The following is a 25632-nucleotide window of genomic DNA, read 5'->3' as shown; positions in this document are numbered from 1 at the left end:
TCGAGGGAGACCTCGACCGAGGTGGGGACGGTCGTGGCACGACGCGTCCTGGCACCGGTGACGGCGGCCCTCGCCGTCGTGACCGTCGTCGTGGGACTCGTCCGCGCAGGGGGCGTCGAGATCCCGCTCGAGGTGCAGCTGGTGCCCTTCGCGGTCAGCATCCTGGTGTTCGGGCTGCCCCACGGAGCCCTCGACCACCTCGTCCCGGCGCGGCTCCGCGGCGACGGCCGCGTCCTGCGCTCGGTCGCGGTCGTCGTCGCGCTCTACGCCGTGCTCGGCGCCGCGACCGCCGCCCTCTGGCTCGTCGCGCCCCTCGCCGGCATGCTCGCCTTCATCGCCCTGACGTGGTTCCACTGGGGTCAGGGTGACCGGTGGATCGACCACCTGATGGGCGACGGGACGGTCGGGGGCGCCGCCGCCGCCCTCACGATCGCCGCACGTGGCGCCCTGCCGATGCTCGTCCCCCTCGTGGCGCACCCCGCCGACTACTCGTCGGTCGTGGGCGAGGCGGCCTCGGCGGTGGGCCGCGCCTCGAGGGCCCCCGTGGGCGCCCTGTCGATCACGACGGGGTGGCGCGTCGTGGCCGGCGTGATCGTCCTCGTCCTCGTCACGGCCCTCGTGGCAGCCGTCCACCGGGCCCGCCGGCCCGTCGCGCGGACGGTGACCGAGGTGGTCGTGCTGGCGGCCTTCTTCTGGGTCGTCCCGCCCGTCCTCGCCATCGGCCTCTACTTCACGCTCTGGCACTCGGTCCGTCACGTCGTGCGGCTCGAGCTCACCGACCCGGCCGGGGCGCGCGATCTCGCCGCAGGCCGGCTGTTCCGGCCCTTCCTGCGCTTCCTGCGCCAGGCCTGGCCGATCACCCTCGTGGCCCTCGCCATCCTCGTCGGCACCGGGGTGCTGCTGGGCGACGACGGTCTCGGCGTCTACCTCGTCGTCCTCGCCGTCCTCACGACCCCGCACGCCGCGGTCGTCACCTGGATGGACCGGGTGCAGGGCGCCTGGACCGGCCGGGGCCCCACCGGCACCCGGACCGACGACCACCACGTGCCGGAAGGCACACCCCGAGGAGTTGCATGACGATCATGGACACCCTTCCCCTGTGGCTCCTGGCCGTGATCTTCGTCGCCGGCGCCGCCGTCATCTGGGTCGCCGGCATCCAGCTGTCGAAGACGACCGACGTCCTCGACTCCCGACTCCACCTCGGCAGCGCGCTCGGCGGACTGATCGTCCTCGCGGTGGCGACCAACCTGCCCGAGATCGCCATCACGGTCAGCGCCGCCGTCTCGGGCTCGCTCGAGGTGGCCGCCGGCAACATCCTCGGCGGCATCGCGCTGCAGACGGTGGTCATCGTCGTGCTCGACGCCTTCGGCAAACGGGGCTCGTCGGCCAAGCCGCTCACCTACCGGGCGGCCTCGCTGGGGCTGCTGCTCGAAGCACTGGTCGTGGTGGCGGTCCTCGCCGTGGTCATCGCCGGAACCCAGCTGCCCACGTCGCTCACGGTGGCCCGCCTCACGCCGGACGTCGTCCTCATCGCCGTCATCTGGCTCGTGGGCCTGTTCCTCGTCCGGCGTGCCGGCAAGGGCCTGCCGTGGCACGAGGCCGGAGCGGCACCCGACACGTCGACGCCTCGACCGAGCGGACACCGGACGCGCTCGAACCCGTCGCCGACGACCATGAGCACGAAGAAGGCCGCGGTCGTCTTCGGCCTGTCGGCCCTCGCCACGCTCGTCGCCGGCGTCGTGCTCGAACGCGCGGGCGATGCGGCCGCGTCGCAGATCGGGTTGTCGGGGGTGCTGTTCGGCGCGACGGTCCTGGCACTGGCGACGAGCCTGCCCGAGATCTCGACCGGGTTGCAGGCCGTCAAGCAGGGCGACGACAACCTCGCCGTCAGCGACATCTTCGGCGGCAACGCGTTCCTGCCCGTGCTCTTCCTCGTCGCCACCCTCATCTCGGGGCAGGCGATCCTGCCCCGGTCGAACACCAGCGACATCTACCTGACCGCCCTCGCCGCGCTGCTCACCCTCGTCTACGCCGTCGGCCTGCTCTTCCGGCCGCGACGACGCATCGTGGGCATGGGCGTCGACTCGTTCGTCGTGCTCGTGCTCTACCTGATCGGCATCGGCGGTCTCGTCGCCATCACGATCGGCTGACGCCGGCGGCCCGGCGCGTCGTGTGAGACCGTGTTCGGACTCGACCTCGGGGTCCCCTGGCCCCCGCGCCTCGCCCCACGTCCGTCACGGTCGATCTCGGCCTGTCCGGGGTGTTTCACCAGGGTGCGCGGGTGCCGTCCCACGACCAGAGGGCACCGGTCGGGCCGTCGTCGGGCAGGAGGGCCAGACGGACGATCCCGGCCGCCGCTTCGGCCGGGTCTCCTCCGACGGACATGCCCGGGACGATGCCCGTCCTCCTCAGGCCGGGTGCGACCGCGTTCACCTTGAACCGGTCGCCGAGTGCTTGGGCGGTGAGCAGCGTCACGCCGTTCACGGCGGTCTTCGAGGTCCGGTAGGCCAGCCCACCACCCTTGACAGCAGCCCAGTCGAATTGCGGATTCGGTCCGGCGTTCCACGTCAGCGACCCCGTGCCGCTGGAGACGTTGACGATGCGCGGGTGCGCCGAGCGGCGCAACGCCGGCAGGAACGCCTGGGTGACTCCGATGAGGCCGAACACGTTGGTGTCGTACGCGGTGCGGAGCTGCTCCAGTGTCGTGCCGTCGATGTCCTCTCCGCCCGGATTCACCCCCGCGTTGTTGACGAGCACGTCCAGCTCGCCGACCTGCGCGGCGGCGGCCTCGACCGACACGGCGTCCGTCACCTCGAGTTGCACGACTCGCGCGGACGGACCCAGGGAACGCGCCGCCCGCTCACCCTTCTCGACGTCGCGGGCTCCCAACCAGACGGTCACGCCGTGTCGGATCAGCTGGCGCGCGACGTCCAGGCCGATGCCACTCGTCGCACCGGTCACCAGGGCCACGGCCCCAGGGTGAGCGTGCTGGCGAGTCTCCGGTAGGCGTTCGATCTGCATGTCGTTCCATCCCATCTTCCAACTCCAACGCTGTAGTTGGAGAATAGCAGTGGCCCTCCGGAATGCCAACCGCGGCGTTGGTATCGTCGTCGGATGGCTTGGGACACAGAGGGGACGCGTCGCCGACTCCGGGAAGCGGCACTGACCGAATTCGCTCGATCCGGATTCGACGGCACCACGGTGGCGGCCGTCGCCGATCGGGCAGGGGTGAACAAAGAGCGCCTGTACAGCTACTACGGCGACAAGAAGTCCCTGTGGGACCTCGTGCTCGGGACGGAACTCGAGCGCCTGGCGGCGGCGGTGAGCGTCTCGGGGACCGATCTGGAGGACATCGGCGAATTCGCCGGGGCCTTGTTCGACTACCACGCAGCCCACCCCGAGCTCGGTCGTCTGCTCCAGTGGGAGGGCTTGCGGGGCGGACCGCCTGCCGACGCGATCGCTCGAAGGGCGCACTACCAGGACAAGATCGAGCAGTTCCGCTCCGCCCAACGAGAAGGTGCTCTCGATGCAGCCCTGGACCCGGCCCATCTGGTCTTCGCCCTCATCGCCCTGGCCGCCTGGTGGCAGACCGTGCCGCAACTCGCGGAGTTGATCACGGGAGCCTCGCCTGACGACGAAGAACGAGCTCGCCGCCGCCAGTTCGTCGTCGAAGCAGCTCGACGACTCTGTGCCACGACTCCGGTCCGAGGCGGATGAGACCGAGGCCCCCGGGCGTGGCGTCGGTCCCGCCGGTGAGGAGCGCACGTAGAGGCCGATGCCCCCGCCCCGACCTACCGCCGGACTCCTGGGCCCTGTTCAGCGTCCGACGGCCGGAGCCCCTGTCGGACACGCGAGACCTCCCCGCCGCCCGAACGACGCAGTAACGTCTGGCCCCATGGACGCACACGCACGAGCCGTCGACACGACAGACGGTGGACGACTGGCCGTCACCCATTGGCGGGCAGAGGGGCCGACCGTCGTGCTCCTGCACGCCGGCGTCACCGACCAGCGGTCGTGGACCGCCGTCGCGGGAGACCTCGCCCACGAGCAGGTCGACGTCGTCGCGTACGACAGGAGGGGCTTCGGGGCCAGCCCCGCAGCCGAGACGACATCCACCTTCACCCATGTCGCGGACCTGACGGAGGTGCTCGATCACCTCGCCCTCGATCGGGTCCTGCTCGTCGGCAACTCCCTGGGCGGCGCACTGGCACTCGACGCCGCGCTCCTGCACCCTGACCGCGTGACGGGGGTCGTGCTCATCGGAGCAGCCGTGTCCGGGATGACCGACGACGACACCCCGTTCGACTGGCGACCGGACACAGCCACCGCACACCTCATCGACGAAGCCGACGACGCATCCCTCAGCAACGACGATCGACTTCGAGCCCTCGCCCACCTCTGGCTCGACGGTCCGGCAAGCACCGAGGGAAGGGTCGGCGGTGGAGCCCGAACCCTCTTCTCCGAGATGAACCGAGACATCGTCGACGTGGACGAGACCGGTCCGACAGGTGACGCCGGTGTCGATGCATGGACGCGCCTCGCCGAACTGACCGTGCCCGTCCTGAGCACGTGGGGAGAGCTCGACCTACCGTGCGACATCCCGTTCTACGAAGAAACCGCCCGACGCATCGCCCAGCGCCCGGGCCGCGTCCTCCCGAAGGTGGCGCACCTGCCAGGGCTCGAGCAGCCACGACTGGTGGCCGATCTCATCGGGAACGAGCTCCGTCGCCTGCAGCGATGACAGGGACTCCTCACGCCGACTCGTGCCGTGGAGCGAGCGCCTCGCAGCCCGCTCGGCGATCCCCTGTCGGACGCACTCGGCGGACGATCGGCATCACCGGACCGTCACGACCAGCTTCCCGGGTGCCGCACCGGACTCCATGTCCGAGTGGGCCTGCACGATGGCGTCGAACGCGTACACGCGGCCGATCGGCACGGTGACCCGGCCGGCCCCGACAGCGTCGAGGAAGTCCTGCAGCACGGCCGCCGGCAGATCGCTGGCCTCGCCCGAGTAGGCGGTGAGGCGGACCCCGTTGGGCAGGTAGTCGATGGGGTAGAAATCCGGCACCGTCCACTGATCACTGAGCATGCCGGTGAAGCAGACCGTGCCGTGGACGGCGGTCGCCCGGAGGGTGTCGCGGAGCGTCGGCGCGCCCACCAGCTCGACCGCGCCGGAGACCCCCTCGGGGACGATGCGGCGCACGGCATCCGTGATGGCTCCGTCGTCGATGACGACGTGGTCGACGCCCGCAGCCTCCAGGACGGCGGACTTGGCGGTGCTCCTGGTGGTGGAGATCACCGTCATGCCTCGCTGCTTGGCGATCACGGCGAGGGCGAGGCCGACCGAGGAGGTGCCGCCCCGGATGAGCAGGGTGTCGCCCGGCTGCGCGTCCACACCGGTCACCAGGGAGCCGTAGGCGGTCTGCAGCATCTCGGGGATCGCGCCGATCACGCTCCAGTCGAGGGAACTCGTGAAGGGGACGACGGAGGCGGCAGGCACCGTGACGTACTCGGCGTAGCCTCCGTCGATGGTCCGCCCCATGCCGCCCATCAGGGCCGCGACCTGGGTGCCGGGCTCGAACTCCCCGCCTGGCGCCTCGACGACGACACCGACCGCCTCGATGCCCGGGACACGCGGGAACGACCCGAACGACCCGAGGCCCTGTCGGAAGTGCAGCTCGGAACGGTTCAGGCCGAACGCCCGGACCTCGATCAGCACCTGGCCTGCTGTGGCGCCAGGACGCGGGACATCGCGGATCTCCAGGACGTCCGGGGCGCCCGGTCCGTCGAGGACGATCGCTCGCATGGTGCTCATCTCGCGCCTTCCTGACTCCCGGATCGTCCCGGGGAGTCGCACAAAGTAGTTGACGAGGAATATAGTTCCTCGGAGTGCACATCCGCACCGACCACCCGATGGAAAGCTGCATCATGTCGACCACCCTCGGCCCCACGACCACCGCGGTCCTCGTCATCGACATGCAGAACGACACCGTCCACGCCGACGGGGCCTACGCCACCTCCGGCGCAGTCGAGCACGCGCAGTCGCAGGACGTCGTCGCGAACGTCGGCTCCGTCGTCGACGCCGCCCGCGCCTCCGGGGCCCCCGTCTTCTACAGCCGCATCGTCGTCCACCCGATCGCGGGCATGAGCGGCACCAACGCCCCGATCTTCCAGATGCTCGCCCCCGACACGTTCAAGCTCGACAGCTGGGGCGCCCAGATCGTCGACGAGCTCACCCCGGTCGCCGGCGACGTCGTCCTCGACCGCACCCGGATGAGCGTCTTCAACGGCACCGCGATCGACAACATGCTCCGCAACCTCGGCATCGAGACCCTCGTCGTCGTGGGTGCGTGGACGAACATGGCCGTCGAGCACACCATCCGCGACGCCGCCGACCACGGCTACCGGGTGACCCTCGTCGAGGACGCCACCTCGAGCCTCAGCGCCGAGTGGCAGCACGCCGCGACGAGCTTCGCCCTGACGAACATCGCCACCGTGAGCGACACCGCCACGGTCACCGCCGCCCTCGTCGGCTGACCTGTGACGATCCGCCCTGACGACATGAGCCTCTACGACGTGTTCTTCGACCTGACCCGCGCCGAGATGCACCTCTGGGACCGCATCGACGACGCCCTCCGCGCCGAGATCGACGTGCCGTTGGGGCGGTTCGAAGCCCTCCTCGTCCTCCGCCGGCTCGGGCCCTGTCGCATCCTCGACGTCTCCCGCGAGCTCGCACTGACCGTCGGCGGGACGAGCAAGCTCGTCGACAAGCTCGAGACCACCGGCCTGTGCCTGCGGGCACCGAACCCCGACGACCGGCGGTCGTCCCTCATCACCCTCGCCGAGGCCGCCCGGGCCGTCGTCGACCGCGGTGAAGCAGTGATCGACGTGACCCTTCGAAGCCACCTCGGCGTCCACCTCAGCAGCGACGAGCTCAGCGCACTGAGGCGCGCGCTCCACGTGCTTCGCCAGGCGAGCAGGGCTGACACCTCGCCCGTGTAGCCCTCGTTCCCCGAGGGCCGCACCGACGCCAGCGCATGTCGGGCGATCGCGTCCGACGAGCTAGCCGTCGTCGGCGGAGGAGCTCCACCGAGGATCTGCGATGCGACGCCAGGCATCGGAGCGGCTGCTCGGTCGGGATCAGCCGGCCGTCGATGCACGCTCTGCCCGTCGGCGTCACTACGGTTGTCCGGTGCTCTCCACGCTCCTGGCCCAGGTCTCCTGGCTCCCCGCGGTCGTCCTGCTCCTCACCGTCCTCGTCGGCCCGTTCGTCGGGACCGCGATCGTGCGACGACCGAAGCTGCTCAGGGTCCTGTGGCTCGTGTCCCTCGTGATCCTCGCGGGCCTGACCCTCTACCCCGAGGGCGGAGCCGGGCGCGACGTCGCCTGCACGATCGAGGCGCCCTACTTCTCGTTGCGGGCCGCCGAGACGCTGGCGAACGTGCTGCTGTTCATCCCCCCGGTCGGCCTCACCGGTCTGCTCTTCCGACGCCCCGCCCTCGCCGCCCTGGCGGGCAGCGTCGCGTCGGCACTGATCGAGCTCGGCCAAGCGGTCGTCCCGGCCATCGGACGCGCCTGCGACACCGGGGACTGGATCACCAACACCACGGGCGCCGTCCTCGGCGGCGTCATCGCCGCCACAGCCCTGTCACTCGCTCGCCGGCGCCAGGGCCACGCCACCGGCCGCTGAGACCCGGCCCCCTCCGCACGACGACCCCGACTCGCCACGGCTCCGGGCGGACGGACCCGCGACGGACGGAGTCCTTCTCCGGCGCGAGTCCGTGTATCGTGCTCATCACCGAGGTAAAAGGCGCCGCGCCCTGCGACGCACCCGCACGCGGCATCGAACGAGTCGCCACTTCTTCCCTCGAAGGAGTGCGCCCCCGTGACCCCCAGCCCCTCTCTCCCCCGCCCTCGGCTGCGCGCCGGCGACGCGCCTCCACGGTTGTCCGACGCGTGGATCGCCCTGGCCGGGTTGTCCGCGGTGTTCCTGTTCGAGATGCTCGACACCTCGGTGCTGAACGTCGCCCTGCCGACGATCGGCCGTGAGCTCGGCTCGTCGACGACGGGCCTGCAGTGGGTGTCGGGCGCCTACGCGGTCGCCTTCGGGGGGCTCATGCTGCTCTGCGGCGCCGTCGCCGACCGGGTGGGGCGCCGCCGCGTGATGCTCGCGGGCCTCTCGCTGCTGGCCGTGGCGAGCCTCGCCACCGTGGCGGTCACGACGACCGAGCAGCTCGTCGCCGTCCGCGTGCTGACGGGCGTCGCCGCAGCGATGACCACCCCGGGGTCGATGGCGTTGGCGTTCCGGCTGTTCGACGACGAGGGCCTCCGCGTCCGGGCCCTGACGGTGATCTCGACCGCGGGGCTCGTCGGCCTCGCCGTCGGCCCGACCGTGGGCGGGTTCGTGCTCGCCGTCGCTCCGTGGCAGGTGCTGCTGCTGGCCGACGTGCCGATCGCCGTGCTGGCGTTCGTCGGCATCCGGTGCGGTGTCGCCCGGGACGACGCCGAGGGGCTGCGGCGAGACCCCGTCGACGTGGGCGGCGCACTGCTGGGCACCGCGACCGTGGCGGGGCTGCTCGTGACGCCGACCGTCCTCGTCGGGCCGGCCAGCGCCTCCTCGTGGGGGTGGGCCGTCGGCGGGCTGACCGTCGTGTACGGTGCCGCGTTCGTCGTGCGTCTGCGGACGGCGCGGCATCCGGTGGTCGACCCGCACCTCCTCGCCCGTCCCCTGGTGTCGAGCGGCCTCGCGTTCAAGGCCGCCTCGGGCCTGGCCGTCGCCGGGCTGTCGTACCTCGTGACGCTGCAGCTGCAGTTCGCCTGGGGTTGGCCACCGGCCCTCGCCGCGGTGGGCACGCTGCCGCAGGTCGTCGTGCTCCTGGCCGGGGGTCGTCTCGTGGGGCCGTTCGTGCAGCGGGTCGGCCTCGGCCGGGCGGCGTGGATCAGCGCGGCCGCCGTCGTGTCTGGACTCGCGATCTTCGGCGCCCTCAGCCGTCACGGGTACGCCTGGGTGCTCGTCGCCCTCGTGCTCGTCGCGGCCGGCATGCGCGTCGTCGGCGTCGTCGCGGGAGCCTCCGTGCTCACGGGGCTGCCCGCCGACCGCACGTCCGTAGGCGCGGCCCTCGTCGACACCTCGAGCGAGCTCGCGGGAGGGGCCGCGGTCGCCGCCGCGGGCACCATCGTCGCGGCCTTCGTCACCGGCAGCATCACGACCATCCCGTGGACGCCCCAACGGCTCGGGGACTTCGAGGACGCCCTCACCGTCGCCGGGCTCGGCCTCGCCGCCGTCGCCGCCCTGCTCGTCGTGGTCGGGACGTTCCGGGCACGGACCGCCGCCCCTGCCACCAGCGCCGCCGCACCTGCACACTCGACCACTCCCACCCCCACCACCCAGGAGCCCTCTCGTGCCTGACACCACCACCCTGCCCCGCCCGCCGTTCGACCCCGAGTTCGTGCCGTTCCTCGAGGCGATGGACGCCCGCGGCCGCTTCCACCTCGAGACCGCGATGCTGCCGCGCATGCGACAGCTGGAGACGACGGAGGCGCAGCTCGACGAAGGACTGCGCGCCCGCGGCCTCGAGAGGCGCAGCATCACCGTGCCCGGGCACCTCGGCGACCCGGTCGCCCTGGCCGTGGTCCAGCGGGTCGGCCGCACCGGGACGGCGGCCTGCGCCTACGCGGTCCACGGGGGCGGCATGATGTTCGGCCACCACCTCGGCAACCTCGACTCGTACGACGACTGGCTGCTCGTGCACGACGTCGTCCTGATCAGCCCGGACTACCGTCTCGCCCCGGAGCACCCCGACCCCTACCCCGTCGAGGACTGCTACGCCGGGCTCGTCTGGGTCGCCGAGCACGCCGACGAGCTCGGCGTCGACCCCGCGCGGATCGTCCTCGTCGGCCAGAGCGCCGGGGCCGGACTGGCCGCGGGTACGGCGCTCCTCGCCCGCGACCGACAGGGGCCGGCCGTCGCCGGGCAGGTGCTCGTCAGCCCCATGCTCGACGACCGCGACGCGACCGTCTCCGCCCGGCAGTTCGACGCGGTGGGCGTCGCCGACCGAGAGATGACCCGGTTCGGTTGGGACGCCTACCTCGGCGACCGTCGCGGCGGCGACGACGTGTCGATCTACGCGGCACCCGGCCGCGCGAACGACCTCTCGCTTCTGCCGCCGGCGTACGTCGACTGCGGCAGCGCCGAGGTGTTCCGCGACGAGACCGTCGCCTACGCCAGCGCGCTCTGGGCGGCCGGCGTGCAAGCGGAGCTGCACGTGTGGCCGGGGGCGTTCCACGGGTCGACGAGCATGATGCCTGGAGCGACCCTCTCGCGCCGGGCCGTCACCGCCCTGCGCGACTGGACCGGGCGCCTCCTCGACCCCACGCCCTGACGGCACCCGGGGCGGGCATCCGAGATCGCCCGCTCCGGGCCCGCACCGGGCGGACTCGACAGCGAGTCATCCGGTTCCACGGCTTGCGTCGGTGGCAGGTCGATGTCGTCAGGCCGCATCTGGGGCTCCGTGAGGCCGCCCCTCGTGCCGCGCTCGGGGTCGCACCGTGAGGGCCGCGATCGACAGGGCGACCCACACCCCGACCATGGACACAGCCAGGACGACGGCCGAGGCGTCACCCCCGAGGAAGGTCGCCCAGTTGACCAGGACGCTGGCTGCCCAAGGCACGACCGTCAGGACGAGTGTTCCCGAGAAGCGGTCCCCCGTGACTCGGAAAGCGACGGCGGCGGCCAAGGCGACCACGATCATGATGCCCACCACACCGGGGGCCAGCAGCCCGCCGGCCCAGAGGTACCGGTTGAAGAAGTCGTACCAACTCGGCCGTCCCGCCGCCGAAGGGACCGATGCCGTGTCGAGCTGGTTCATGATCAGCAGCGCCCCGGACAACGCGGCGAACCAGCCCGTGGCTGAGGCGGCCGTGGTCCACTTCCGGTGCGGCTTGCCCACGGCAGCGACGAGGCCGAGGCCTGCGAGGAGGACGAACGTCACCCGGTCAGGGCTCGGGTACACCACCGCGTACTCCGGTGACGACGGGGTCTGCGCGACGACCAGGACGACGGCGAGGACGGCGGCACCCAGAGTGCTCAGTCTGGCGGCCGTGCTTCGCCTGGCGAGCACGAGTGCACCGGCCAGGACCCACAGCACCGTGACCAGGACACCGGCACTGTTGAACGGGCCGAACGGGTCGAGAGCGAAGGCATGAGCCCCGGGGTTCCAGGGCATCCAGTCCTGCACGATGAAGTAGACCAGTGACCACGCCACTCCTGTGGCAAGGGCGAAGCTGGCAGCCTGGTCCCGGGAAGTCGCCGGGAACACGGCAGAGAGGCGGGCACCGAGCCCGTGGGCAGCCAGGTCGAGCATCTCTGCTCGGCGCGGGCGCACACGCCCTTCTTCCTCGGCCATGTCGAGCAGTGTCCCCACCACCGCGTCCTCGTTCTCTCGTCGCCAACGCCCCGGGTACCACCGGAGCTGCCGCCGATATCGCTGCTCCAACTGCTGCAGATCCACGCCGACGACGCTCACGAGACACCTCCGACGCGCGCCTGGCCGGCGATGCCCCGTGGCCGCCATTCGGAGATGCGGGCGCGGGCCGCCGCGGCGTTCGCTTCGAGACGGCTTGCCGTGGCGCGGAGTTCGTCGATGCCTTCGGCGGTGACTTTGAAGTACCGGCGGTTCCTCCCGTCGACCACTTCGTCGCCAGCCACGGCGACGAGCCCCTGCTCGACGAGCCGGTCGAGTGCGGCGTAGAGGGTGCCCACCTTGAGCTGGACTCGGCCCCCGGAGAGTTCTGCCGCATCGGCGATGAGTGCGTAGCCGTGCTTGCGCCCGCCGGCGAGTGAGGTCAGGACGAGCATCGTCGGCTCGCGCATCTCAGATCGGGTCATGCGTCCACTATATTCAATTGCTCGCAATATTCAAGTGACCATGCTCTGCTAATGTCGCGCAGCTCGTGATCTCAGGAGGATTAGCGCACCTGGTCGGGGGGATGCTCATGCCTGGGTGCAAGCCCTAGCCTCTGGGTAGAAGGGAGTCATCATGAGCGTTGCCGTGGAGCAGCTGGTGCACGCCCCGCGCTCAGATGTGCGCGTCTTGGTCGGCACGGGGGCGATGGTCGGGGCCGGATGTGCGCTGCTCCTGCCTATCTCTTGGATGGTCGTCTGGGGTGCCTTCGCCGGACTCGACGGCGCTGGAATCGCGGAATGGGTCGTGATCTCACTCGTCTACGCAGTCCCCGCTGCCGTGGTGTTCACCCTCATCGGAGCGGCTGCCGGACTCGTCAGCGCGTCGCTGTGGCGGCAGCGTCACCGCTGGGGCAGAGCGAGAAGCCAGGCATCAGCCGTGTCGGCCACGGCGGCATTCATCGGCGTACCAGCAGGCCTGGCCGTAGGCCTCCTCATCGGTGATCCTCTTTCCGGAACCACCGTCGGCCTTGTCGCCGCATCAGCTGCCGGCGTCACGGCCGGACTGTGCCTGCGCCGACTGGCACGGCGAGAGGCGCCGCCCGTTCGGTAACCGGTCGGCCATTCGCCACCTGCCTCGTACTGCGGGGCCGAAGCACATCCATGCTTGTCGTGAAGGCAAGATCTTCGACCGCCTCATGACCCACATCGAATCCACCCAAGGTGACCAGGTCACGCTCCCTGAGGACTACTTCGACCCACTCCCCGCCCCTGGCCTCTACAACGTCCTCGAAGACGCACCAGACCCCACCATCGGCCAGCTGACTGAATCGCTGGACAGCCTGCGCCGTGGCGACGACACGATCACCTACGAACTCGTGTGGCTCGGCGACGTCCTCAAGGCCGTGGGGCACCTCGCCATCTGATGGCCCTGCGGCATCGTCCATCGGGACGCTGCCCTCAGATCGTGTTCGGCCCTAGGGAACGTCTTCTCCAAATGCCAGGAGGGACCAGGGCTCCAGGCCGCGGGTCTCCAGGACCGCTTCAGGGAGCGCCCGGGGCGTGCCGAACTCGCGCGCTGAGTAGTCCAGCAGGTTCGTGCCGAAGACGATGACATCCGTCTGGACGACGGAGAAGACCGGGGCCCCTGGGCCGAACGGCGCGGCCGGCAGGTAACGGTGGCCGTACAGAGGTACGAGCTGCGGCCATGTGGTGACCTGTTGCTTCACGACCTCGAAGCGCGCCGCGACGGAGTCGGGGCGCGCACCCCACGACGCCGGCCAGAAGACGTTGTTCTCGACATCGAACAAGACGCCCTCGAAGGGCGCTCGGATCGCTTCGCGAACACGCTTGTCTGCCCTCGCCCGCCAGTTGTACCAGCCATCAGCCACGGGAAGCGCGAGGGCGAGGAGTTCGCGGTGATCGGGGGCGAAACGGACGCCGTACCGGCGTTCAGCACGACGCAACTCAGCCTCGGAAAGCCCTGCCTCGAGGGCGACACGTCGTTCTCGAAGGAGCTCGACGACCTCGGCAGCAGACACGTCGTCAGCATAGATGCGACCTGTTCGACAGACGATCCCTCATCTGACGGCACTCCCGATGAGAGCTACTGGGGAGGAGGAGGCGGAAACACGTCGGTGAAGGCGTACAGCACGATGAGCGTCGAGATGATGAGCATGCCCATCCCGCCGACGATCATCAGTCCTGGCGACTGGGTCTGGGGGCCGATCCGGCGCCCCTGATCCTCGTAGGCCTTGCGTGCGGCGTCGGAGATGTGCTGGTGGAACACGATGAAGCAGACCCCACAGATCGCGAACAGGGGCGCGAAGACCACGGCGGCGCCCTGCAGCTCTGTCATCGCTTCATCCTGGCCGTGAACGAGCCCGCGGGTCCAGTCAGCTGCGGACGCAGGACGATCGGCTACCGGGACACTGTGGGCCATCGGCTCTTCACACTGATGTCGGGTTTAGGGGATTTGGATAATGCCGCTAAAAGCTCCAATTCTCCTCCGCGGCCGGCCAACGGTCCCCTATCGGGACACCCGATCACGGGTCGATCACGACGCAACCGTGAGCACGAGGCGCGTGCCCTCGCGTGCTCTCCGCAGCACGGAGAGCACGCCGGCCTGGACCTGTCACAACGGATCAGGTGCTGTGACAGACACCAGCCCATGTCGGGGAACCACCCTCGACACGGCGACCATGGGCGCATCATGTCTTCGCTCCTAGGACTCAGGTGCGTTCGGGGTGGCCGACCCGAAATCGATCCACCCCGAGGCGAGCTACCACGCCCGCTTACCCAAGGACGATGCAAACGCATCTAAGACGTTTGGACCCCACCCCTCTTCGGGGCTCCCTCAGAAAGTGGACATTGCCCTCAAGGCGCCCTCCCGAACCCGAACCAGAAGGGCGCCGCCCCCTCTTGTCATCAAGACATCACGGGCACCTGTTGGCAGCACGGGTGTACTTTCTGCGCGAAGCGGGCGGCAGGAAGTCGACGTTTTCCGGGGTACAGGATTCGGGTCCGCACCTCGCAGGTGGGGTCGCAAAATAGAGGCATGCGACGCCGGCCCCACCGTCTCCGCCCTACAAGCCGCTCCACTGAACGATCCTCTACCGGGGCACCGCCGGCCGAGGGGCCCACTTTCCCCGAGGAAGTCCGGCAGGCCCTACGGCGTCGCTACATCTCACTTGCAGCGGAGGAGGGATCTCGGTCAGACGGCGATGCGGCCGCCGTCGACGGGCAGGACGGCGCCGTGCACGAACGACGCCGCGTCCGTGGCGAGGAACACGATCGCCTCGGCGACCTCGGCTGCGGTGCCGGGGCGTCCGGCCGGGCCGGCCGCTGCGAGCTGGTCGAGAGCCTCTCCCATCGCGGCCGTCCCCTCGGTGCGGGTCGGGCCTGGGCTGACTGCGTTCACGCGCACCCCCGACGGACCGAACTCCGCGGCCCACGACTTCGTCAGCAGCACCAGAGCGGCCTTGCTGGCCCCGTAGATGCCCATGCCGGCCGCCCCGAACTCCGCGACCATCGTCGTCACGTTCACCACAGCCCCCTCACCTCGCTCTGCCATCGCCGGAGCGAGGGCGGCGACGAGGAAGTAGGGCGCCTTCACGTTGATGCCCATGACGTCGTCGAAGCCCTGCTCGGTCGTCTCGGCGGTCGGTCCGAACGGGAAGATGCCAGCGCTGTTGACGAGGACGTCGACGCGGCCCCCGCCGAGCTCCATCGCGCGGGCTGCGAGCTCGCGAGCCCCGGCCTCGTCGCGGAGGTCGGCGGCGACGAAGTCCGCGCTCCCCCCCGCTTCGCGGATGCCCCGCACGACAGCGTCTCCGCGCTCGGCATCCCGTCCAGAGACGATGACGTGGTGGTCTCGCGCTGCGAGCTGCTCGGCCGTGGACCGGCCGATCCCGCTGGTGGCTCCGGTGACGAGGGCGATCTTCTGGTCGGTGGTCATGACGACATCCTTATCTGAACAGTTCTGTTCGGGTTGGTGTCGTTGACTGTACAGAGCTGTTCAGGCAGAATGCAAGTGTGACCGCAGCACCTGCTCCTCAGACCCGCAAACGACCTGCGAGGCAGCGGGCCGTCGCGTCGGCGGATCGCCTCTTCTACGAGAGAGGCGTCCACGCGGTCGGAGTCGACCAGATCACGGAGGACGCCGGCATCTCGAAGGCGTCCCTGTACACGCACTTCCGCACCAAGGACGACCTCGTCGTGAACTACCTCGTCGGGCGGAGCGACGCCTGGCAGGAGCACGTCGAGGCCGAGTTGCCGAAGCGCGCCACCACACCGGGCGACAGGGCTGTCGCCGTCTTCGACCTCCTCGGGGAGTGGTTCGACGAGCCCGGCTACCGCGGATGCCCGTTCATCAACGTCGAGGCCGAGTTCGGCCACGACCACCCCTCGCACGACGTGACCCTCGCGCACCGCACCTGGGTGCGCGAGCTCTTCACCTCACTCCTCCGTGAGGCCGACGTCGACGAACCAGAACTCGACGCACTCGAGCTGTGCCTGCTGTACGACGGAGCGATGGCTTGTGCGCAAGCCGATCCCAGCCGCCCCTGGGCACAAGCCGCCGGTCGAACAGCTCGACGCATCCTTGCCCAGCAGGGAACACCGGCCAGCAAGTAGCCGAAGCCACAGTTTGAGAGCCGTGCGCTCGCGTTCCCGCTAGGGCGTCGCCTACTGGACCCACCCCCGACTTAGCGCGTGATGGTGGCGAATGCTTCGTTGAGGAGCTGCCCAACGGGTGTTGCGCCGTCGCGGCGCGACAGCGCCGCGTGGACGAAAGCCTGGTCGCTTCGTCGTGTGACCCAGCCAAGGGTGTCCGATAGAGGATCGGTCACCGATCAACGACGGAGGCTAACCACTACCCCGCAGCTACGGGCCGCCGGCTGTCTCGACAAGTCAGTCCGAAAGGGATCTCGGTGACCGATGGGCTACTGAGGCACCTCCCGCGCGCCGGACGCTGCCAGGAACGTGGCCATCCGATCCAGCGCGTCGCTGATGACGGGTCGGTCGCTCCCGGCGATGAAGTCGTGGTCAGCGCCGGGGTACTCGTTGTACTCGACGCGCGTGCCCGCGGCTCGGAGCGTGGCGGCGAGTGCTGCGCCTTCCGGGGCGAGGGTGTCGTTCGAGCCGGTGAGGATCAGCGTCGGCGGCAGCACCCTGGCCAGGGTGTCATCGAACAGGGGCGACGCCAGGGGCTCGCGACGACGAGCGACGTCCGGGAAGTACGCCCACCCGACGAAGCGCTGCACGAAAGGACTGATCGCCGGGCGGCGAATGCTCGAGGTCCGATCCGTTCGAGTGACGTCGATGACGGGGACGACGAGCGCGAGGGCTTGAGGGCCGGGGAGGCCGGCTCTGCGCAGTTGCTGACACACGTTGATCGCCAGCTTCGCTCCCGCACTGACCCCGGACAGCGCGAGGGCAGCACCGTCCCAGTTCGGGTCGTCAACGTTCTGTACCCACCGGACGACGTCGAGCATCTGCTCCTCGGCAACCGGGTACTGCACCCGGGGTGCCGTGTCATAGTCGGGCAAAACGACCGTCGCGCCGCACTTGACGGCGAGGTGCCGGGCGACGTGCAGATCCTGCTCCGGGTAGCGGTTCACGAACCCGCCCCCGTGCATGTGCATCACCACTGGTCCACGCGACGCTCCGGGCCCCGGGCGTTGCACGAGGACTCGCACCGTGCCATGCCGTGTGGAAACGTACTCCGTCGTCGGATTCGGAAGGCGCTCACTTCCGGCGGTCAGACCGGTAGGCGCCTTGGCCCTGATGCGGGAACCGAGCTGAGCGAGTGACCAGAACAGCGGCTGGAAGGTACGAACGACCACGCCTCACCGTAGCGATCAACCGTGAACACCAGCCCGCGACCTCGTGCGAACACCGACAGGTCACCGCACTCGGATCGTACCGCCGACAAAGGTGAACCGGACAACCAAGCGTTTCGCTCGCGACGTCAGCGATCGCCTCCAGCGAGGACGTCGACGGAGATACTGGCAATCGCTGCGTCGGCGATGCGGTTCCGGGTGGCCGGGTCGACCCCGGCTTTCGCGAGTGCTTCCAGACCACGGTGCGTCGTCAGGATGAGGCCGCCCAGGGCCGCCGCGTCCGCCTCCGGATCGACGAGTCCGGCGCGCTGCGCCTGTTGCACGAGCTGCCGGCAACTGTCGAGCAGGGTGTCGTATGCGGCTAACGAACGAGCGGCTATTTCTTCGTCCTCGGAGGCGAGTTCAGCAGTCCCCTTCGCAAGGAGGCAGCCATGACGACTCGTGATCTCCGGTGAGTGCAACCAGGCCCGCAACCGGAGGAGCGCTTCATCCTCGGGACCGTCGATGCGGGCGGCGGCCATCGCGTCAGACCCTGCGCAGTAGTCGTCGAAGACGCGCTGAAACAGGGTGTGCTTGTCGCCGAACGCCCCGTACAAGCTGCCCTTGCTCAAACCGGTGGCCTGGGACAGGTCATCCACTGAGGTTCCGTGGTACCCGGTCTCCGTGAACTGCTGACGGGCGGCGTCGAGCACGTCGCTCTCGTCGAACTTCCTCGGTCTTGCCATGAACTGAGAGTACACCGTTCTGGACAAACGGTCCAGAACAAGTATTGTGGACCGTATGTTCAGAACTAACGCAGCCCCAGACCCTTCCGAATTCGCCGGAAAGCGTGTCGTCGTCACCGGCGGCTCCCGCGGCATCGGAGCAGCCATCGTCCAGCGCTTCCTCGACGGCGGCGCGAGCGTCGTGACCACCGCGCGAACCGCCACCGACGAGACCCCATCCGGTGCCACCTTCATCCAAGGCGACGTCAGCAGCAACGGCGGCGTCCAGGCTTTCGCCACGGCCGCCCTGGATTCCCTCGGCGGTGTCGACGTCATCGTCAACAACGCCGGCGCAGCCCGCGCTCACCTCGGAGGAATCGGGTCCATCCCGGACGAGGAATGGATCGATGCCCTCGACCTCAATTACCTTTCCGCCGTCCGCCTCACCGGCGCTCTCTTGCCCGCCCTGCGCGAGGCCGGCGCCGGCAGCGCGGTCGTCAACATCTCTTCCGGTGCCGCAGTCACCCCGCAGGGCCCGATGGCGCACTACGGTGCCGCGAAGGCCGCCCTCGCCGCCTACGGCAAGGCGCTCGCCTCCGAACTCGCCCCAGCCGGCATCCGGGTCACCACCGTCACTCCGGGCAACGTCCTCACCCCGGGCGCCGACGCTCTGCGTCAGACGATCGCCGACGCGATGGGGGTGCCCCTCGAAGCGACGACCGCGGGCGTTCCCCTCGGCCGCCCCGGCGATCCGCGCGACGTCGCCGAAGCGGTGGCGTACCTGGCCTCCGACCGTGCCCAGTGGGTCACCGGCGCGAACCTCGTCGTTGACGGCGGCGAACTCCCCACCTTCTGACACGTCCGGACCCTGACCGGTCCGACGACCTCCCGGCCGGAGGTGCAGGGCTCGACCCGCACCTCCGGCCTCCCTCCTCACGAGAACGTCGGGGCACCGCCCCGCGAAAGGCATCCGATGAACATCACCACCTCCAACTCCACCTGCACCACCGGTCGCCTCGCCGGTCGACGCGCCCTGGTCACCGGTGCATCCCGCGGCATCGGCGCGGCCATCGCCCGAGCCCTCGCGGCCGACGGCGCGTCCGTCGTCATCACCTACTGGTCCTCTGCCGACGCCGCCGACGAGCTCGTCCGGGGCATCCGCAACGCCGGCGGCCAGGCCGACGCGATCCGCGCAGACGCCGGCGATGCCGCAGACGCCGTCCGCAGCGTCCAGCGCGCAGTGGAGATCTTGGGCGGCCTCGACATCGTCGTCCCGAACGCCGCCACCGCATGGAACGAAGCCTTCGCGGACGCCAGCGCCGAGCACATCGAGAAGACCCTCGACCTCAACCTCCGCGGTCCCGCGTACACCGTCCAGGAAGCGCTCCGACACATCAGCGACGAGGGCCGCATCATCCTGATCAGCTCGCTCAGCGCGCAGATCAGCCCGTTCCCCGGCCAGACGGTCTACGGGATGAGCAAGGCCGCGCTCACCGCCCTCGGCCGGGGCCTCGCCCGAGACTTGGGCGCCGCCGGCAGCAAGGTCACCGTGAACGTGATCCAGCCCGGCCCGATCGACACCGACGGCAACCCCGCCTCGAGCGACTTCGCACCCGTCATGTCCGCCCTCACCACCCTCGGCCGGTACGGCACACCCGACGAGGTCGGCAACCTCGTCGCCTGGCTCGCCTCCGAGCAGTCCTCCTACATCACCGGCAGCGTCATCAACATCGACGGAGGTGTCACCGCCTAGACAGGACGGGGTTTCGCTCTCCGACGGCCGGCCTGATGACGATCATCTGTTCGGACTCCTGCTCAGGCGGCGAAGATCCCGCTCGTGCATGGAACTCGCCGTGTCCCCGGGGTAGTGAACGGCTCCCGAACGGGAACGGCTTTCCGTAGCGGTTCAGGCGAGCGATGCCGCCGCGCTGCGCAGACCCTCGAGTGCTCTAAGCACATGGGGCGCGAGCCCTGCGTCCTCGGACCCGTCGCCGTCCGACCACCGGGCGTATCCCTGCTTGAACGCCAGCACGCCCATCTCGCTCGCGAGGTGCGCCGTCGCCTCGGGCACTCCGCGAGCCTCGAGGGCGGCCGTCATCGCCGCGGCCATGCCGACACTCTTGAGCGCATCCCTCTCCTGCAGCTCACTGCTTGCCGCGACGGCTGCCTTCAAGCGGGGACCGAGGGCGCGGTTGCGTGGCCCCATCTCGGCGGAAGCGCGCTCGAGTCCGGCAGCGACGGCCTCGAGAGGGGTCACGTCGGCGGGTGCCTCGGTGATGCCGTCCGCCAACAGCTTGCTGAGGCTCTCCTGCCCGGCAACGAGCAGCTCGCGCTTGTCCGGGAAGTGACGGAAGAACGTGCTCTTGGTGACCCCGGCCCGCTCGCTGATCTGGGCCACCGTGGTGTCGTCGTAGCCGCGCTCGACGAAGAGGTCGACCGCGGCGACGACGAGCCGCTCACGCGCTCCCGGTTCCCATCTGGACATGAGGCCATCCTACGTGACGAGACACTTGTCCCGTCAGAAGTGCTACGGTGACGGGACATGAGTCCCATCAGGGGGCCGGCCGACCCACGAGGAGCACCCCATGCACGTATTCGTCACCGGAGGAACCGGCACCATCGGCACGCCCGTCGTCGCCGAACTGCTGGCCAACGGCCACACCGTCCTCGGACTGGCTCGCTCGGAGGATTCCGCGGCAGCACTGGAGAAGGCTGGTGCGACGACGATCCGGGGCGGCCTCGCTGACCTCGGCGCGCTCCGGGCAGGCGCTGCGCAGGCGGACGGCGTCATCAGCCTGGCCTTCGGCAGCGACTACAGCACAGCCGATGCCCTGGCGCTCAGCATCGCCGAAGAGGCGACCGCCATGAGCACCCTCGGCGAGGCCCTCGTCGGCACCGGCAAGCCATACGTCGTCGTCTCGGGCACGCCGTCGGCTGCCGGTCGGTCGTCGATCGAGTCCGACCCGCTGCCCCACGAGGGGCCGGTGGCTGGCCGGGCTCTGTCGGTCGAGGCTGCACTGGCCCTGTCGTCACGCGGCGTCCGTGCGTCCGCGGTCCGCATGCCGCGCACCGTCCACGAAGACGGCATGGGCGGGTTCGCCGGTCTGCTGGCGCAGGCGGCCCGTGCCGCTGGGGTCGCCGGCTATCCCGGCACCGGTACCCAGCGCTGGCCGGCTGTCCACGCCCGTGATGCCGCGGTGCTGTTCCGGCTCGCGCTCGAGAAGGCGCCTGCCGGGACCGCGTGGCACGCCGTGGCCGACGAGGGCGACGCCGTGATCGACATCGCGACGGTCGTCGGGCGTCGCCTCCGCCTGCCGGTGAAGAAAGTCCCTGACGAGACGTTCGGACCATTCGGACCGATCTTCGCGGCCGACCAGCCGTCCTCGAGCGCGTACACGCGAGAGGCGCTCGGCTGGAAGCCGAAACACCCCAGCCTTCTCGCCGACCTGGAGAACCTCCAGCCCTAGACCCAGCGGGCCGCCCGACAAGGCATCGTCTTACGGGCGCTGTTTCGCCTTCGTCACTTTTTACGTTCTTGCATGTACACGCGGATGACCACAGCGCAGGTGACGAGGACTGCGATGACGATCCATGTATATCGAATCCAGCCGGCGGGGAAAAGAAGGGTGGGCGCCAGCAAGCAAATGCCCCAAAGCGCTCCCACGAGTTGCACCTTGATCATCCGGTTCGTGTCGCGGTCACGAGCGTCTTGGGCTGATCGGCGCACCTTCGCTTGAGCCTCGACGCCTTCGAAAGCGTCGTCCTCGTCACGAAGAGGGCTGGTCATGGACCCAGCCTCTCACTGCGGTGGCAGCTTTGCGTCGATGAGCAATCGGCTACGGCGACGAAGACGAGCTCCTCGTCCGACTGCCGCTAGCGTGCAGCTGTGTGGACCTACCTCATCGACCTCGCACTCTCGCTGGCCCAGTGGTTTGCTGATCCCCGACGCCTGTGGCGTCGCCGCCCCTGAACCGCACGGCTGGGTCCACAAGACCGGTCGACGATCCCCTATCGGGCGTCGTGGCTGACTAGGTCCAGTCGTCGGGCAGGCTTGTCCCAAGCCGCTTCTCGGACTTTCGCGATGATGAGGTGCGTTTCTGCCGTTCCTGTTCCTCGAACTTCTCGTTCCAAGCTGCTTGTTCTGCCCGGTTTAGACGAGCGTCCTTGATGCCTCTGTAGATGAAGCCAACGAGCAGGACGACGAAGACGCCTAGCCAGAGCATCCACGAGGCAAAGGTGGGCACGTCGAAAATGGCTCGGTACAGGAATGTCCCCTGCACGCCCATCGCAGCCATGGTCAAACCAGCAGTACGAACCCCGCGCTGAGTTTTTCCCGGAAGAGGGTCGTACTTGTTCATGGCCACCTCCGAGTATCGGACCACTTTGTGCCCAGCTCCCTGGACGATCCCCTATCGGGCCCCGCCCTTCGGCCTCGACCACGCTGTCGAAGTTCGCTAACTTCAGACATCACTACTTCTCGGAGGCGCTGTGCTCTCGATTGTCATCGTCCCAGCGGCTCTCATCATCGTGCTGGCCCTGCTCGGGATGGCCATCCTCGGGACTGCCAGAACGAGTCCTACCCAGAAGCGCCAGGATGCTGAGGCGAGAGAGCGTCGGCAGGCCCGTGCAGATCGAGGGAGGACAGGTGACGCGACCGCGAACACCGCTGGGACCTTGGGCTCTCCAGGCGACGAGGCGGTCCGCTAGCCGATCCCCTACCGGTCAGGCCTGTCACCTGGGCACGGCGTAGGCCTTTATGAGACGGGCTTGAAGGGTACGAAGGGTGCGGAGGGTTTCGCCGTCGTCCAAGCTGGTAACTGTCTCCCATTCGTAGCCGGCACCCACGACGTCGGACATGAACACGATTTCTGTGGCGAGGAGAACCCGTTTCCAGTCGATTCGGCGCAACGGAGCCTTTTGCTCCAAACGAGCCTGTAGCTCCTTGGCTTCAACGAAGAAGTCGGCCTTGCTCGCGAAACCCATCGCGATGGCCATCGGGTCTTTCAGACTCGCCGGGCCACCCCACTGGAAGAGCCCTTGCTGGAGGACTCGCCGCTCGTAGTCCGTCAGCTCGACATGGACTAAGTCGGAATCAGCCCGGCCCTGATACTCATTCATGATTGTTCCCTCGTTGGATCGCACGATAAACAGTCGAACGGGCGACCCCGAACAGTTCCGCGATCTCGCTCGTCGTGTGCTCGCCAGTGCGGTGCAGCTGCACGAGGTGCTTCTCCTGCGAGGCAGTCAGTTTGGGCTTGCGGCCGCGGAGCTTGCCGGCGGCCTTCGCGATCGCCATGCCCTCCCGGGTTCGGGCACGGATGAGGTCGGCCTCGAACTCGGCGACCATGCCGAGGACATTGAACAGGAGCCGGCCGACCGGGTCGGTGGGGTCATAGACCGCTCCCCCAAGATTGAGGGCGACGCCCTTCTTCGTCAGCTCGTCCGCGATGTCCGTCGCGTCGCGAAGTGACCGAGCGAGCCGGTCGAGCTTCGTCACGACCAGAACGTCGCCGGCACGGCACGCAGCGAGGGCCTCGCGGAGGCCCGGCCTGGCTCGAGTTGTACCCGACAGGCCGTGGTCAACATGCACGTGTTGATCGTCAACACCTAGCGCTGCAAGCCCGTCGCGCTGTGCTGCGAGATCCTGTCCGGACGTTGAGACGCGGGCGTATCCGATGAGCATGCGACGACTGTAGCGTTTAGACCCCCGTCACCGGGCATTTTTGCGGGACAGGCATACGCGAATCCGCAGGCCAGGCCCCAATTGACCTCGGGGGGGCGAGAACGTATCCGAAATGGTGTCCCGATGAACGACCGTCAATCGGCCACGACTTCATCAGCCCTTCAGCACAACCGCTTTCCGCCAGATGCGGCACCCGTGCCGACCGCCGGGCGTCAGCGCCGGTCGTCGACGACCCGGTCGAGCCACTCGCCGAGCAGTCGGCGCTCCGGACCGGTCAGCTGGTCGAGTTCGGGGGCGACGGCTCGGAACGCGACGACCGTCGCCAGGTGCCCCGTCCGGTCGGCGACGGGCGCGTCGGTGAGGATCTGCGCGAGGAGCCCCTCGAGGGCCGCCTCGGCGAGCCCCGGGTCGCGGTCGTCGACCGGCGTCCCGAGCAGCGTCGTGATCACCCCCACCCCCGAGGTCTGGACGAGCCCGACGGCACGCTGCTCGGAGACCCTCAGACGGCCGGCCGCCGCCACCCGGTGGACGCGAGCCTCGAGCACCGCCCTGCCTCGGCGTGCGGCGGATGAGCCCGCGACGCGGTTGGGGTCGCTGAGCAACGTGAAGAGAGCCGGGTTGTCGAGGCCGAACGCGACCTGGCTGCGCCACCCGTCGCGGAGGTCGTCGACCGGGTCGACGTCCGCCTCGGTGGCGGCCTCGACGACCGACGCCTTGGCCGCAACGAACGACGACATGACGTGTTCGGCCACCGCCTCGAGCAGTCCCTCCTTGTCGCCGAAGAGCCGGTAGATCGCCGGCGCCTGCACCCCGGCCGCCTGCGCCACGCCCCGCGTCGTGACAGCAGCGGGGCCGTCGTCGCGGAGGAGGCCCGCGGCGACGTCGACGATGCGGGTGCGGGTGTCGGGGGAAACGGTGGCATCGGTCACGAGATCAACGATAGCGACCTCTTGCTATCGCTGTGATTCCAGCGCTACCGTATTGTCAGTACCGCCGATAACAGGTCCGCGATCCCTCGAGAGGCTCACCCCCATGATCATCGTCACCGGCGCCACCGGCGCCCTGAACGGCTCCACCGTCGAGCACCTCCTCGAGGCGCTTCCCACCTCCGACCTCGCCGTCGTCGTCCGCGACGCGTCGAAGGCCCGCGGGCTCGCCGACCGCGGCGTCGAGGTGCGGACGGGCGACTACGCCGACCCGGCGTCCCTCCCCGCCGCGTTCGCGGGAGCCGACCAGCTCCTCCTCGTCTCGTCGAACGACCCGCACGCCGACGCCGTCGCCCTGCACCGCAGCGCCGTCGAGGCCGCCGCCGCCGCGGGCGTCGGCCGGGTCCTCTACACGAGCCACCAGGGGGCGGCGCCCGACACGCCCTTCGGGCCGGGCCGCGACCACGCCGCCACGGAGGCGCTGCTCGCGGACTCGGGACTCGCCTGGACGTCGCTGCGCAACGGCTTCTACGCCCACAGCCTCAGCTGGTTGCTCGGGGACTGGCGCGAGACGGGCGTCATCACCGTCCCGGCCGACGGGCCGGTGTCATGGACGGCCCGAGAGGACGCCGCCGAAGCCGCAGCCCGCATCCTGCTGTCCGACAGGGCGTTCGAGGGGCCGACGACCCTCACCGCAGCCGACGCACCCACCTTCACCGAGATCGCCTCGATCGCGGCCGAGGTGGCAGGCCGACCGGTCGCGACCGAGGTCGTCGGCGAGGACGAGTGGGTCGCGCGGGAGGTCGCCGCGGGTCGCCCCGAGACGACGGCCCGGTTCGTGCTCGGCATGTACCAGGCGGCGGCCGGCGGCTTCTTCGCCGGCACCGATCCGCTGCTCGGCGAATTGCTGGGTCGCGAACCCCGGTCGGTGCGCGATGTGCTGAGCGGTGATCGCCCCGCCTGAGACGTGCCGCGCGGGTGGCGTCGACACACCCAGCCGCGATCGCCCGCCTGTCGGTGCTCATGGAAATTGCATAGGCTGCACGAAGCAACTCGCCAGACGATGACGTCCCTG

At 69.5% G+C, this 25632-nt stretch carries 30 protein-coding genes; 15 read left to right on the top strand and 15 right to left on the bottom strand.

From position 1 onward, the window contains the following. The first annotated feature begins 33 nt into the window (after positions 1-33). Positions 34-1077: a Brp/Blh family beta-carotene 15,15'-dioxygenase gene (locus tag AC3CCI_RS09975; protein WP_488627073.1), complete on the top strand. Its 1044-nt coding sequence runs from the start codon at positions 34-36 to the stop codon at positions 1075-1077. Further along, positions 1074-2150, top strand: coding sequence for a sodium:calcium antiporter (locus tag AC3CCI_RS09970; RefSeq protein WP_488627072.1), 1077 nt, complete (start codon positions 1074-1076; stop codon positions 2148-2150). Before AC3CCI_RS09975 ends, AC3CCI_RS09970 begins: the two co-directional genes overlap by 4 nt. Positions 2151-2265: 115 nt before the next feature. Here the strand turns inward: AC3CCI_RS09970 and AC3CCI_RS09965 are convergent, their stop codons facing one another. Next, on the bottom strand, positions 2266-3036 hold the full coding sequence (locus AC3CCI_RS09965) for an SDR family NAD(P)-dependent oxidoreductase (RefSeq protein ID WP_488627071.1): 771 nt from the start codon (positions 3034-3036) through the stop codon (positions 2266-2268). A 78-nt stretch (positions 3037-3114) separates the two neighbouring features. On the opposite strand from AC3CCI_RS09965, the gene AC3CCI_RS09960 reads away from it, so the two are divergent. Further along, entirely contained in the window at positions 3115-3717 is a 603-nt protein-coding gene (locus tag AC3CCI_RS09960) for a TetR/AcrR family transcriptional regulator (RefSeq protein WP_488627070.1), read from the top strand. A 178-nt stretch (positions 3718-3895) separates the two neighbouring features. Next, entirely contained in the window at positions 3896-4741 is an 846-nt protein-coding gene (locus AC3CCI_RS09955) for an alpha/beta fold hydrolase (RefSeq protein WP_488627069.1), read from the top strand. Positions 4742-4834: 93 nt separating this feature from the next. Here AC3CCI_RS09955 and AC3CCI_RS09950 read toward each other — a convergent pair whose 3' ends face one another. Continuing rightward, complete coding sequence (locus AC3CCI_RS09950) at positions 4835-5815, bottom strand: zinc-binding alcohol dehydrogenase family protein (protein ID WP_354594473.1); 981 nt, start codon at positions 5813-5815, stop codon at positions 4835-4837. 113 nt (positions 5816-5928) lie between these two features. Here AC3CCI_RS09950 and AC3CCI_RS09945 point away from each other — a divergent pair, with 113 nt between their 5' ends. The 5 genes from AC3CCI_RS09945 (at position 5929) to AC3CCI_RS09925 (ending at position 10382) form a co-directional block, all read left to right on the top strand. Beyond that, entirely contained in the window at positions 5929-6537 is a 609-nt protein-coding gene (locus AC3CCI_RS09945; protein WP_488627068.1) for a cysteine hydrolase family protein, read from the top strand. 24 nt (positions 6538-6561) lie between these two features. Then, the gene (locus tag AC3CCI_RS09940) at positions 6562-7002 is read left to right on the top strand and encodes a MarR family winged helix-turn-helix transcriptional regulator (RefSeq protein WP_354594475.1); all 441 of its coding nucleotides are present in this window, start codon (positions 6562-6564) and stop codon (positions 7000-7002) included. A gap of 190 nt (positions 7003-7192) precedes the next feature. Next, positions 7193-7690, top strand: a complete 498-nt coding sequence (locus tag AC3CCI_RS09935) for a VanZ family protein (RefSeq protein WP_488627067.1) — start codon at positions 7193-7195, stop codon at positions 7688-7690. A 195-nt stretch (positions 7691-7885) separates the two neighbouring features. Continuing rightward, positions 7886-9409 carry an MFS transporter gene (locus AC3CCI_RS09930; RefSeq protein ID WP_488627066.1) on the top strand — a complete coding sequence of 508 codons (1524 nt, stop codon included), beginning with the start codon at positions 7886-7888 and terminating at the stop codon, positions 9407-9409. Beyond that, complete coding sequence (locus AC3CCI_RS09925) at positions 9402-10382, top strand: alpha/beta hydrolase (RefSeq protein WP_488627065.1); 981 nt, start codon at positions 9402-9404, stop codon at positions 10380-10382. Before AC3CCI_RS09930 ends, AC3CCI_RS09925 begins: the two co-directional genes overlap by 8 nt. Positions 10383-10490: 108 nt before the next feature. Here the strand turns inward: AC3CCI_RS09925 and AC3CCI_RS09920 are convergent, their stop codons facing one another. Beyond that, complete coding sequence (locus AC3CCI_RS09920) at positions 10491-11264, bottom strand: hypothetical protein (protein ID WP_488627064.1); 774 nt, start codon at positions 11262-11264, stop codon at positions 10491-10493. Between the two features lie 257 nt (positions 11265-11521). Beyond that, positions 11522-11887: a PadR family transcriptional regulator gene (locus AC3CCI_RS09915; protein ID WP_488627063.1), complete on the bottom strand. Its 366-nt coding sequence runs from the start codon at positions 11885-11887 to the stop codon at positions 11522-11524. Positions 11888-12402: 515 nt separating this feature from the next. Between AC3CCI_RS09915 and AC3CCI_RS09910 the strand changes: the two genes are divergently transcribed. Further along, the gene (locus tag AC3CCI_RS09910; protein WP_488627062.1) at positions 12403-12828 is read left to right on the top strand and encodes a hypothetical protein; all 426 of its coding nucleotides are present in this window, start codon (positions 12403-12405) and stop codon (positions 12826-12828) included. 51 nt (positions 12829-12879) lie between these two features. Here AC3CCI_RS09910 and AC3CCI_RS09905 read toward each other — a convergent pair whose 3' ends face one another. From AC3CCI_RS09905 to AC3CCI_RS09895, 3 genes are all read right to left on the bottom strand, one after another. After that, entirely contained in the window at positions 12880-13443 is a 564-nt protein-coding gene (locus AC3CCI_RS09905; RefSeq protein WP_488627061.1) for a hypothetical protein, read from the bottom strand. A gap of 65 nt (positions 13444-13508) precedes the next feature. Further along, entirely contained in the window at positions 13509-13760 is a 252-nt protein-coding gene (locus tag AC3CCI_RS09900; RefSeq protein ID WP_488627060.1) for a hypothetical protein, read from the bottom strand. A gap of 855 nt (positions 13761-14615) precedes the next feature. Further along, positions 14616-15359, bottom strand: a complete 744-nt coding sequence (locus tag AC3CCI_RS09895; RefSeq protein ID WP_488627059.1) for an SDR family NAD(P)-dependent oxidoreductase — start codon at positions 15357-15359, stop codon at positions 14616-14618. 77 nt (positions 15360-15436) lie between these two features. Between AC3CCI_RS09895 and AC3CCI_RS09890 the strand changes: the two genes are divergently transcribed. Then, positions 15437-16036 (top strand): TetR/AcrR family transcriptional regulator, encoded by a 600-nt coding sequence (locus tag AC3CCI_RS09890; RefSeq protein WP_488627058.1) that lies wholly within the window; start codon positions 15437-15439, stop codon positions 16034-16036. A gap of 308 nt (positions 16037-16344) precedes the next feature. On the opposite strand, the gene AC3CCI_RS09885 is transcribed toward AC3CCI_RS09890, so the two are convergent. Then, positions 16345-17088: an alpha/beta hydrolase gene (locus AC3CCI_RS09885; RefSeq protein WP_488628683.1), complete on the bottom strand. Its 744-nt coding sequence runs from the start codon at positions 17086-17088 to the stop codon at positions 16345-16347. Positions 17089-17372: 284 nt separating this feature from the next. After that, positions 17373-17969, bottom strand: coding sequence for a TetR/AcrR family transcriptional regulator (locus tag AC3CCI_RS09880; RefSeq protein ID WP_488627057.1), 597 nt, complete (start codon positions 17967-17969; stop codon positions 17373-17375). Between the two features lie 55 nt (positions 17970-18024). Here AC3CCI_RS09880 and AC3CCI_RS09875 point away from each other — a divergent pair, with 55 nt between their 5' ends. Together AC3CCI_RS09875 and AC3CCI_RS09870 are read left to right on the top strand one after the other, a co-directional pair. After that, positions 18025-18804 (top strand): oxidoreductase, encoded by a 780-nt coding sequence (locus tag AC3CCI_RS09875; protein ID WP_488627056.1) that lies wholly within the window; start codon positions 18025-18027, stop codon positions 18802-18804. A 117-nt stretch (positions 18805-18921) separates the two neighbouring features. After that, a complete protein-coding gene (locus AC3CCI_RS09870; protein WP_488627055.1) occupies positions 18922-19701 on the top strand; it encodes an SDR family NAD(P)-dependent oxidoreductase in 780 nt (259 codons plus the stop codon). Positions 19702-19854: 153 nt separating this feature from the next. On the opposite strand, the gene AC3CCI_RS09865 is transcribed toward AC3CCI_RS09870, so the two are convergent. After that, entirely contained in the window at positions 19855-20433 is a 579-nt protein-coding gene (locus AC3CCI_RS09865) for a TetR/AcrR family transcriptional regulator (protein ID WP_488627054.1), read from the bottom strand. Between the two features lie 100 nt (positions 20434-20533). Between AC3CCI_RS09865 and AC3CCI_RS09860 the strand changes: the two genes are divergently transcribed. Further along, the gene (locus AC3CCI_RS09860) at positions 20534-21415 is read left to right on the top strand and encodes an NAD-dependent epimerase/dehydratase family protein (RefSeq protein WP_488627053.1); all 882 of its coding nucleotides are present in this window, start codon (positions 20534-20536) and stop codon (positions 21413-21415) included. Between the two features lie 53 nt (positions 21416-21468). On the opposite strand, the gene AC3CCI_RS09855 is transcribed toward AC3CCI_RS09860, so the two are convergent. The 5 genes from AC3CCI_RS09855 to AC3CCI_RS09835 all read right to left on the bottom strand — a co-directional run bounded on the left by AC3CCI_RS09855 (position 21469) and on the right by AC3CCI_RS09835 (position 24560). Next, the gene (locus tag AC3CCI_RS09855; RefSeq protein ID WP_488627052.1) at positions 21469-21735 is read right to left on the bottom strand and encodes a hypothetical protein; all 267 of its coding nucleotides are present in this window, start codon (positions 21733-21735) and stop codon (positions 21469-21471) included. A gap of 241 nt (positions 21736-21976) precedes the next feature. Next, positions 21977-22306 (bottom strand): hypothetical protein, encoded by a 330-nt coding sequence (locus tag AC3CCI_RS09850; RefSeq protein WP_488627051.1) that lies wholly within the window; start codon positions 22304-22306, stop codon positions 21977-21979. A gap of 373 nt (positions 22307-22679) precedes the next feature. Next, complete coding sequence (locus tag AC3CCI_RS09845) at positions 22680-23066, bottom strand: hypothetical protein (RefSeq protein WP_488627050.1); 387 nt, start codon at positions 23064-23066, stop codon at positions 22680-22682. Continuing rightward, a complete protein-coding gene (locus AC3CCI_RS09840) occupies positions 23059-23631 on the bottom strand; it encodes a recombinase family protein (protein WP_488627049.1) in 573 nt (190 codons plus the stop codon). Before AC3CCI_RS09840 ends, AC3CCI_RS09845 begins: the two co-directional genes overlap by 8 nt. Before the next feature lie 212 nt (positions 23632-23843). Further along, positions 23844-24560: a TetR/AcrR family transcriptional regulator gene (locus AC3CCI_RS09835; RefSeq protein ID WP_488627048.1), complete on the bottom strand. Its 717-nt coding sequence runs from the start codon at positions 24558-24560 to the stop codon at positions 23844-23846. Between the two features lie 103 nt (positions 24561-24663). On the opposite strand from AC3CCI_RS09835, the gene AC3CCI_RS09830 reads away from it, so the two are divergent. After that, positions 24664-25521 carry an NmrA family NAD(P)-binding protein gene (locus AC3CCI_RS09830; protein ID WP_488627047.1) on the top strand — a complete coding sequence of 286 codons (858 nt, stop codon included), beginning with the start codon at positions 24664-24666 and terminating at the stop codon, positions 25519-25521. Positions 25522-25632 lie beyond the last annotated feature (111 nt).

The sequence above is a fragment of the Frigoribacterium sp. CF331 genome (assembly GCF_057787905.1).
This window is presented reverse-complemented; position numbering and strand designations above follow the sequence as displayed.

What these genes read in the sequence shown, in the direction of transcription:
- AC3CCI_RS09850 (WP_488627051.1), bottom strand. Translation starts at nt 22,306, where the DNA reads ATGAACAAGTACGACCCTCTTCCGGGAAAAACTCAGCGCGGGGTTCGT.
- AC3CCI_RS09860 (WP_488627053.1), top strand. Translation starts at nt 20,534, where the DNA reads ATGCACGTATTCGTCACCGGAGGAACCGGCACCATCGGCACGCCCGTC.
- AC3CCI_RS09955 (WP_488627069.1), top strand. Translation starts at nt 3,896, where the DNA reads ATGGACGCACACGCACGAGCCGTCGACACGACAGACGGTGGACGACTG.
- AC3CCI_RS09945 (WP_488627068.1), top strand. Translation starts at nt 5,929, where the DNA reads ATGTCGACCACCCTCGGCCCCACGACCACCGCGGTCCTCGTCATCGAC.
- AC3CCI_RS09845 (WP_488627050.1), bottom strand. Translation starts at nt 23,066, where the DNA reads ATGAATGAGTATCAGGGCCGGGCTGATTCCGACTTAGTCCATGTCGAG.
- AC3CCI_RS09965 (WP_488627071.1), bottom strand. Translation starts at nt 3,036, where the DNA reads ATGGGATGGAACGACATGCAGATCGAACGCCTACCGGAGACTCGCCAG.
- AC3CCI_RS09900 (WP_488627060.1), bottom strand. Translation starts at nt 13,760, where the DNA reads ATGACAGAGCTGCAGGGCGCCGCCGTGGTCTTCGCGCCCCTGTTCGCG.
- AC3CCI_RS09915 (WP_488627063.1), bottom strand. Translation starts at nt 11,887, where the DNA reads ATGACCCGATCTGAGATGCGCGAGCCGACGATGCTCGTCCTGACCTCA.
- AC3CCI_RS09895 (WP_488627059.1), bottom strand. Translation starts at nt 15,359, where the DNA reads ATGACCACCGACCAGAAGATCGCCCTCGTCACCGGAGCCACCAGCGGG.
- AC3CCI_RS09880 (WP_488627057.1), bottom strand. Translation starts at nt 17,969, where the DNA reads ATGGCAAGACCGAGGAAGTTCGACGAGAGCGACGTGCTCGACGCCGCC.
- AC3CCI_RS09870 (WP_488627055.1), top strand. Translation starts at nt 18,922, where the DNA reads ATGAACATCACCACCTCCAACTCCACCTGCACCACCGGTCGCCTCGCC.
- AC3CCI_RS09840 (WP_488627049.1), bottom strand. Translation starts at nt 23,631, where the DNA reads ATGCTCATCGGATACGCCCGCGTCTCAACGTCCGGACAGGATCTCGCA.
- AC3CCI_RS09855 (WP_488627052.1), bottom strand. Translation starts at nt 21,735, where the DNA reads ATGACCAGCCCTCTTCGTGACGAGGACGACGCTTTCGAAGGCGTCGAG.
- AC3CCI_RS09970 (WP_488627072.1), top strand. Translation starts at nt 1,074, where the DNA reads ATGACGATCATGGACACCCTTCCCCTGTGGCTCCTGGCCGTGATCTTC.
- AC3CCI_RS09950 (WP_354594473.1), bottom strand. Translation starts at nt 5,815, where the DNA reads ATGAGCACCATGCGAGCGATCGTCCTCGACGGACCGGGCGCCCCGGAC.
- AC3CCI_RS09830 (WP_488627047.1), top strand. Translation starts at nt 24,664, where the DNA reads ATGATCATCGTCACCGGCGCCACCGGCGCCCTGAACGGCTCCACCGTC.
- AC3CCI_RS09940 (WP_354594475.1), top strand. Translation starts at nt 6,562, where the DNA reads ATGAGCCTCTACGACGTGTTCTTCGACCTGACCCGCGCCGAGATGCAC.
- AC3CCI_RS09875 (WP_488627056.1), top strand. Translation starts at nt 18,025, where the DNA reads ATGTTCAGAACTAACGCAGCCCCAGACCCTTCCGAATTCGCCGGAAAG.
- AC3CCI_RS09865 (WP_488627054.1), bottom strand. Translation starts at nt 20,433, where the DNA reads ATGTCCAGATGGGAACCGGGAGCGCGTGAGCGGCTCGTCGTCGCCGCG.
- AC3CCI_RS09960 (WP_488627070.1), top strand. Translation starts at nt 3,115, where the DNA reads ATGGCTTGGGACACAGAGGGGACGCGTCGCCGACTCCGGGAAGCGGCA.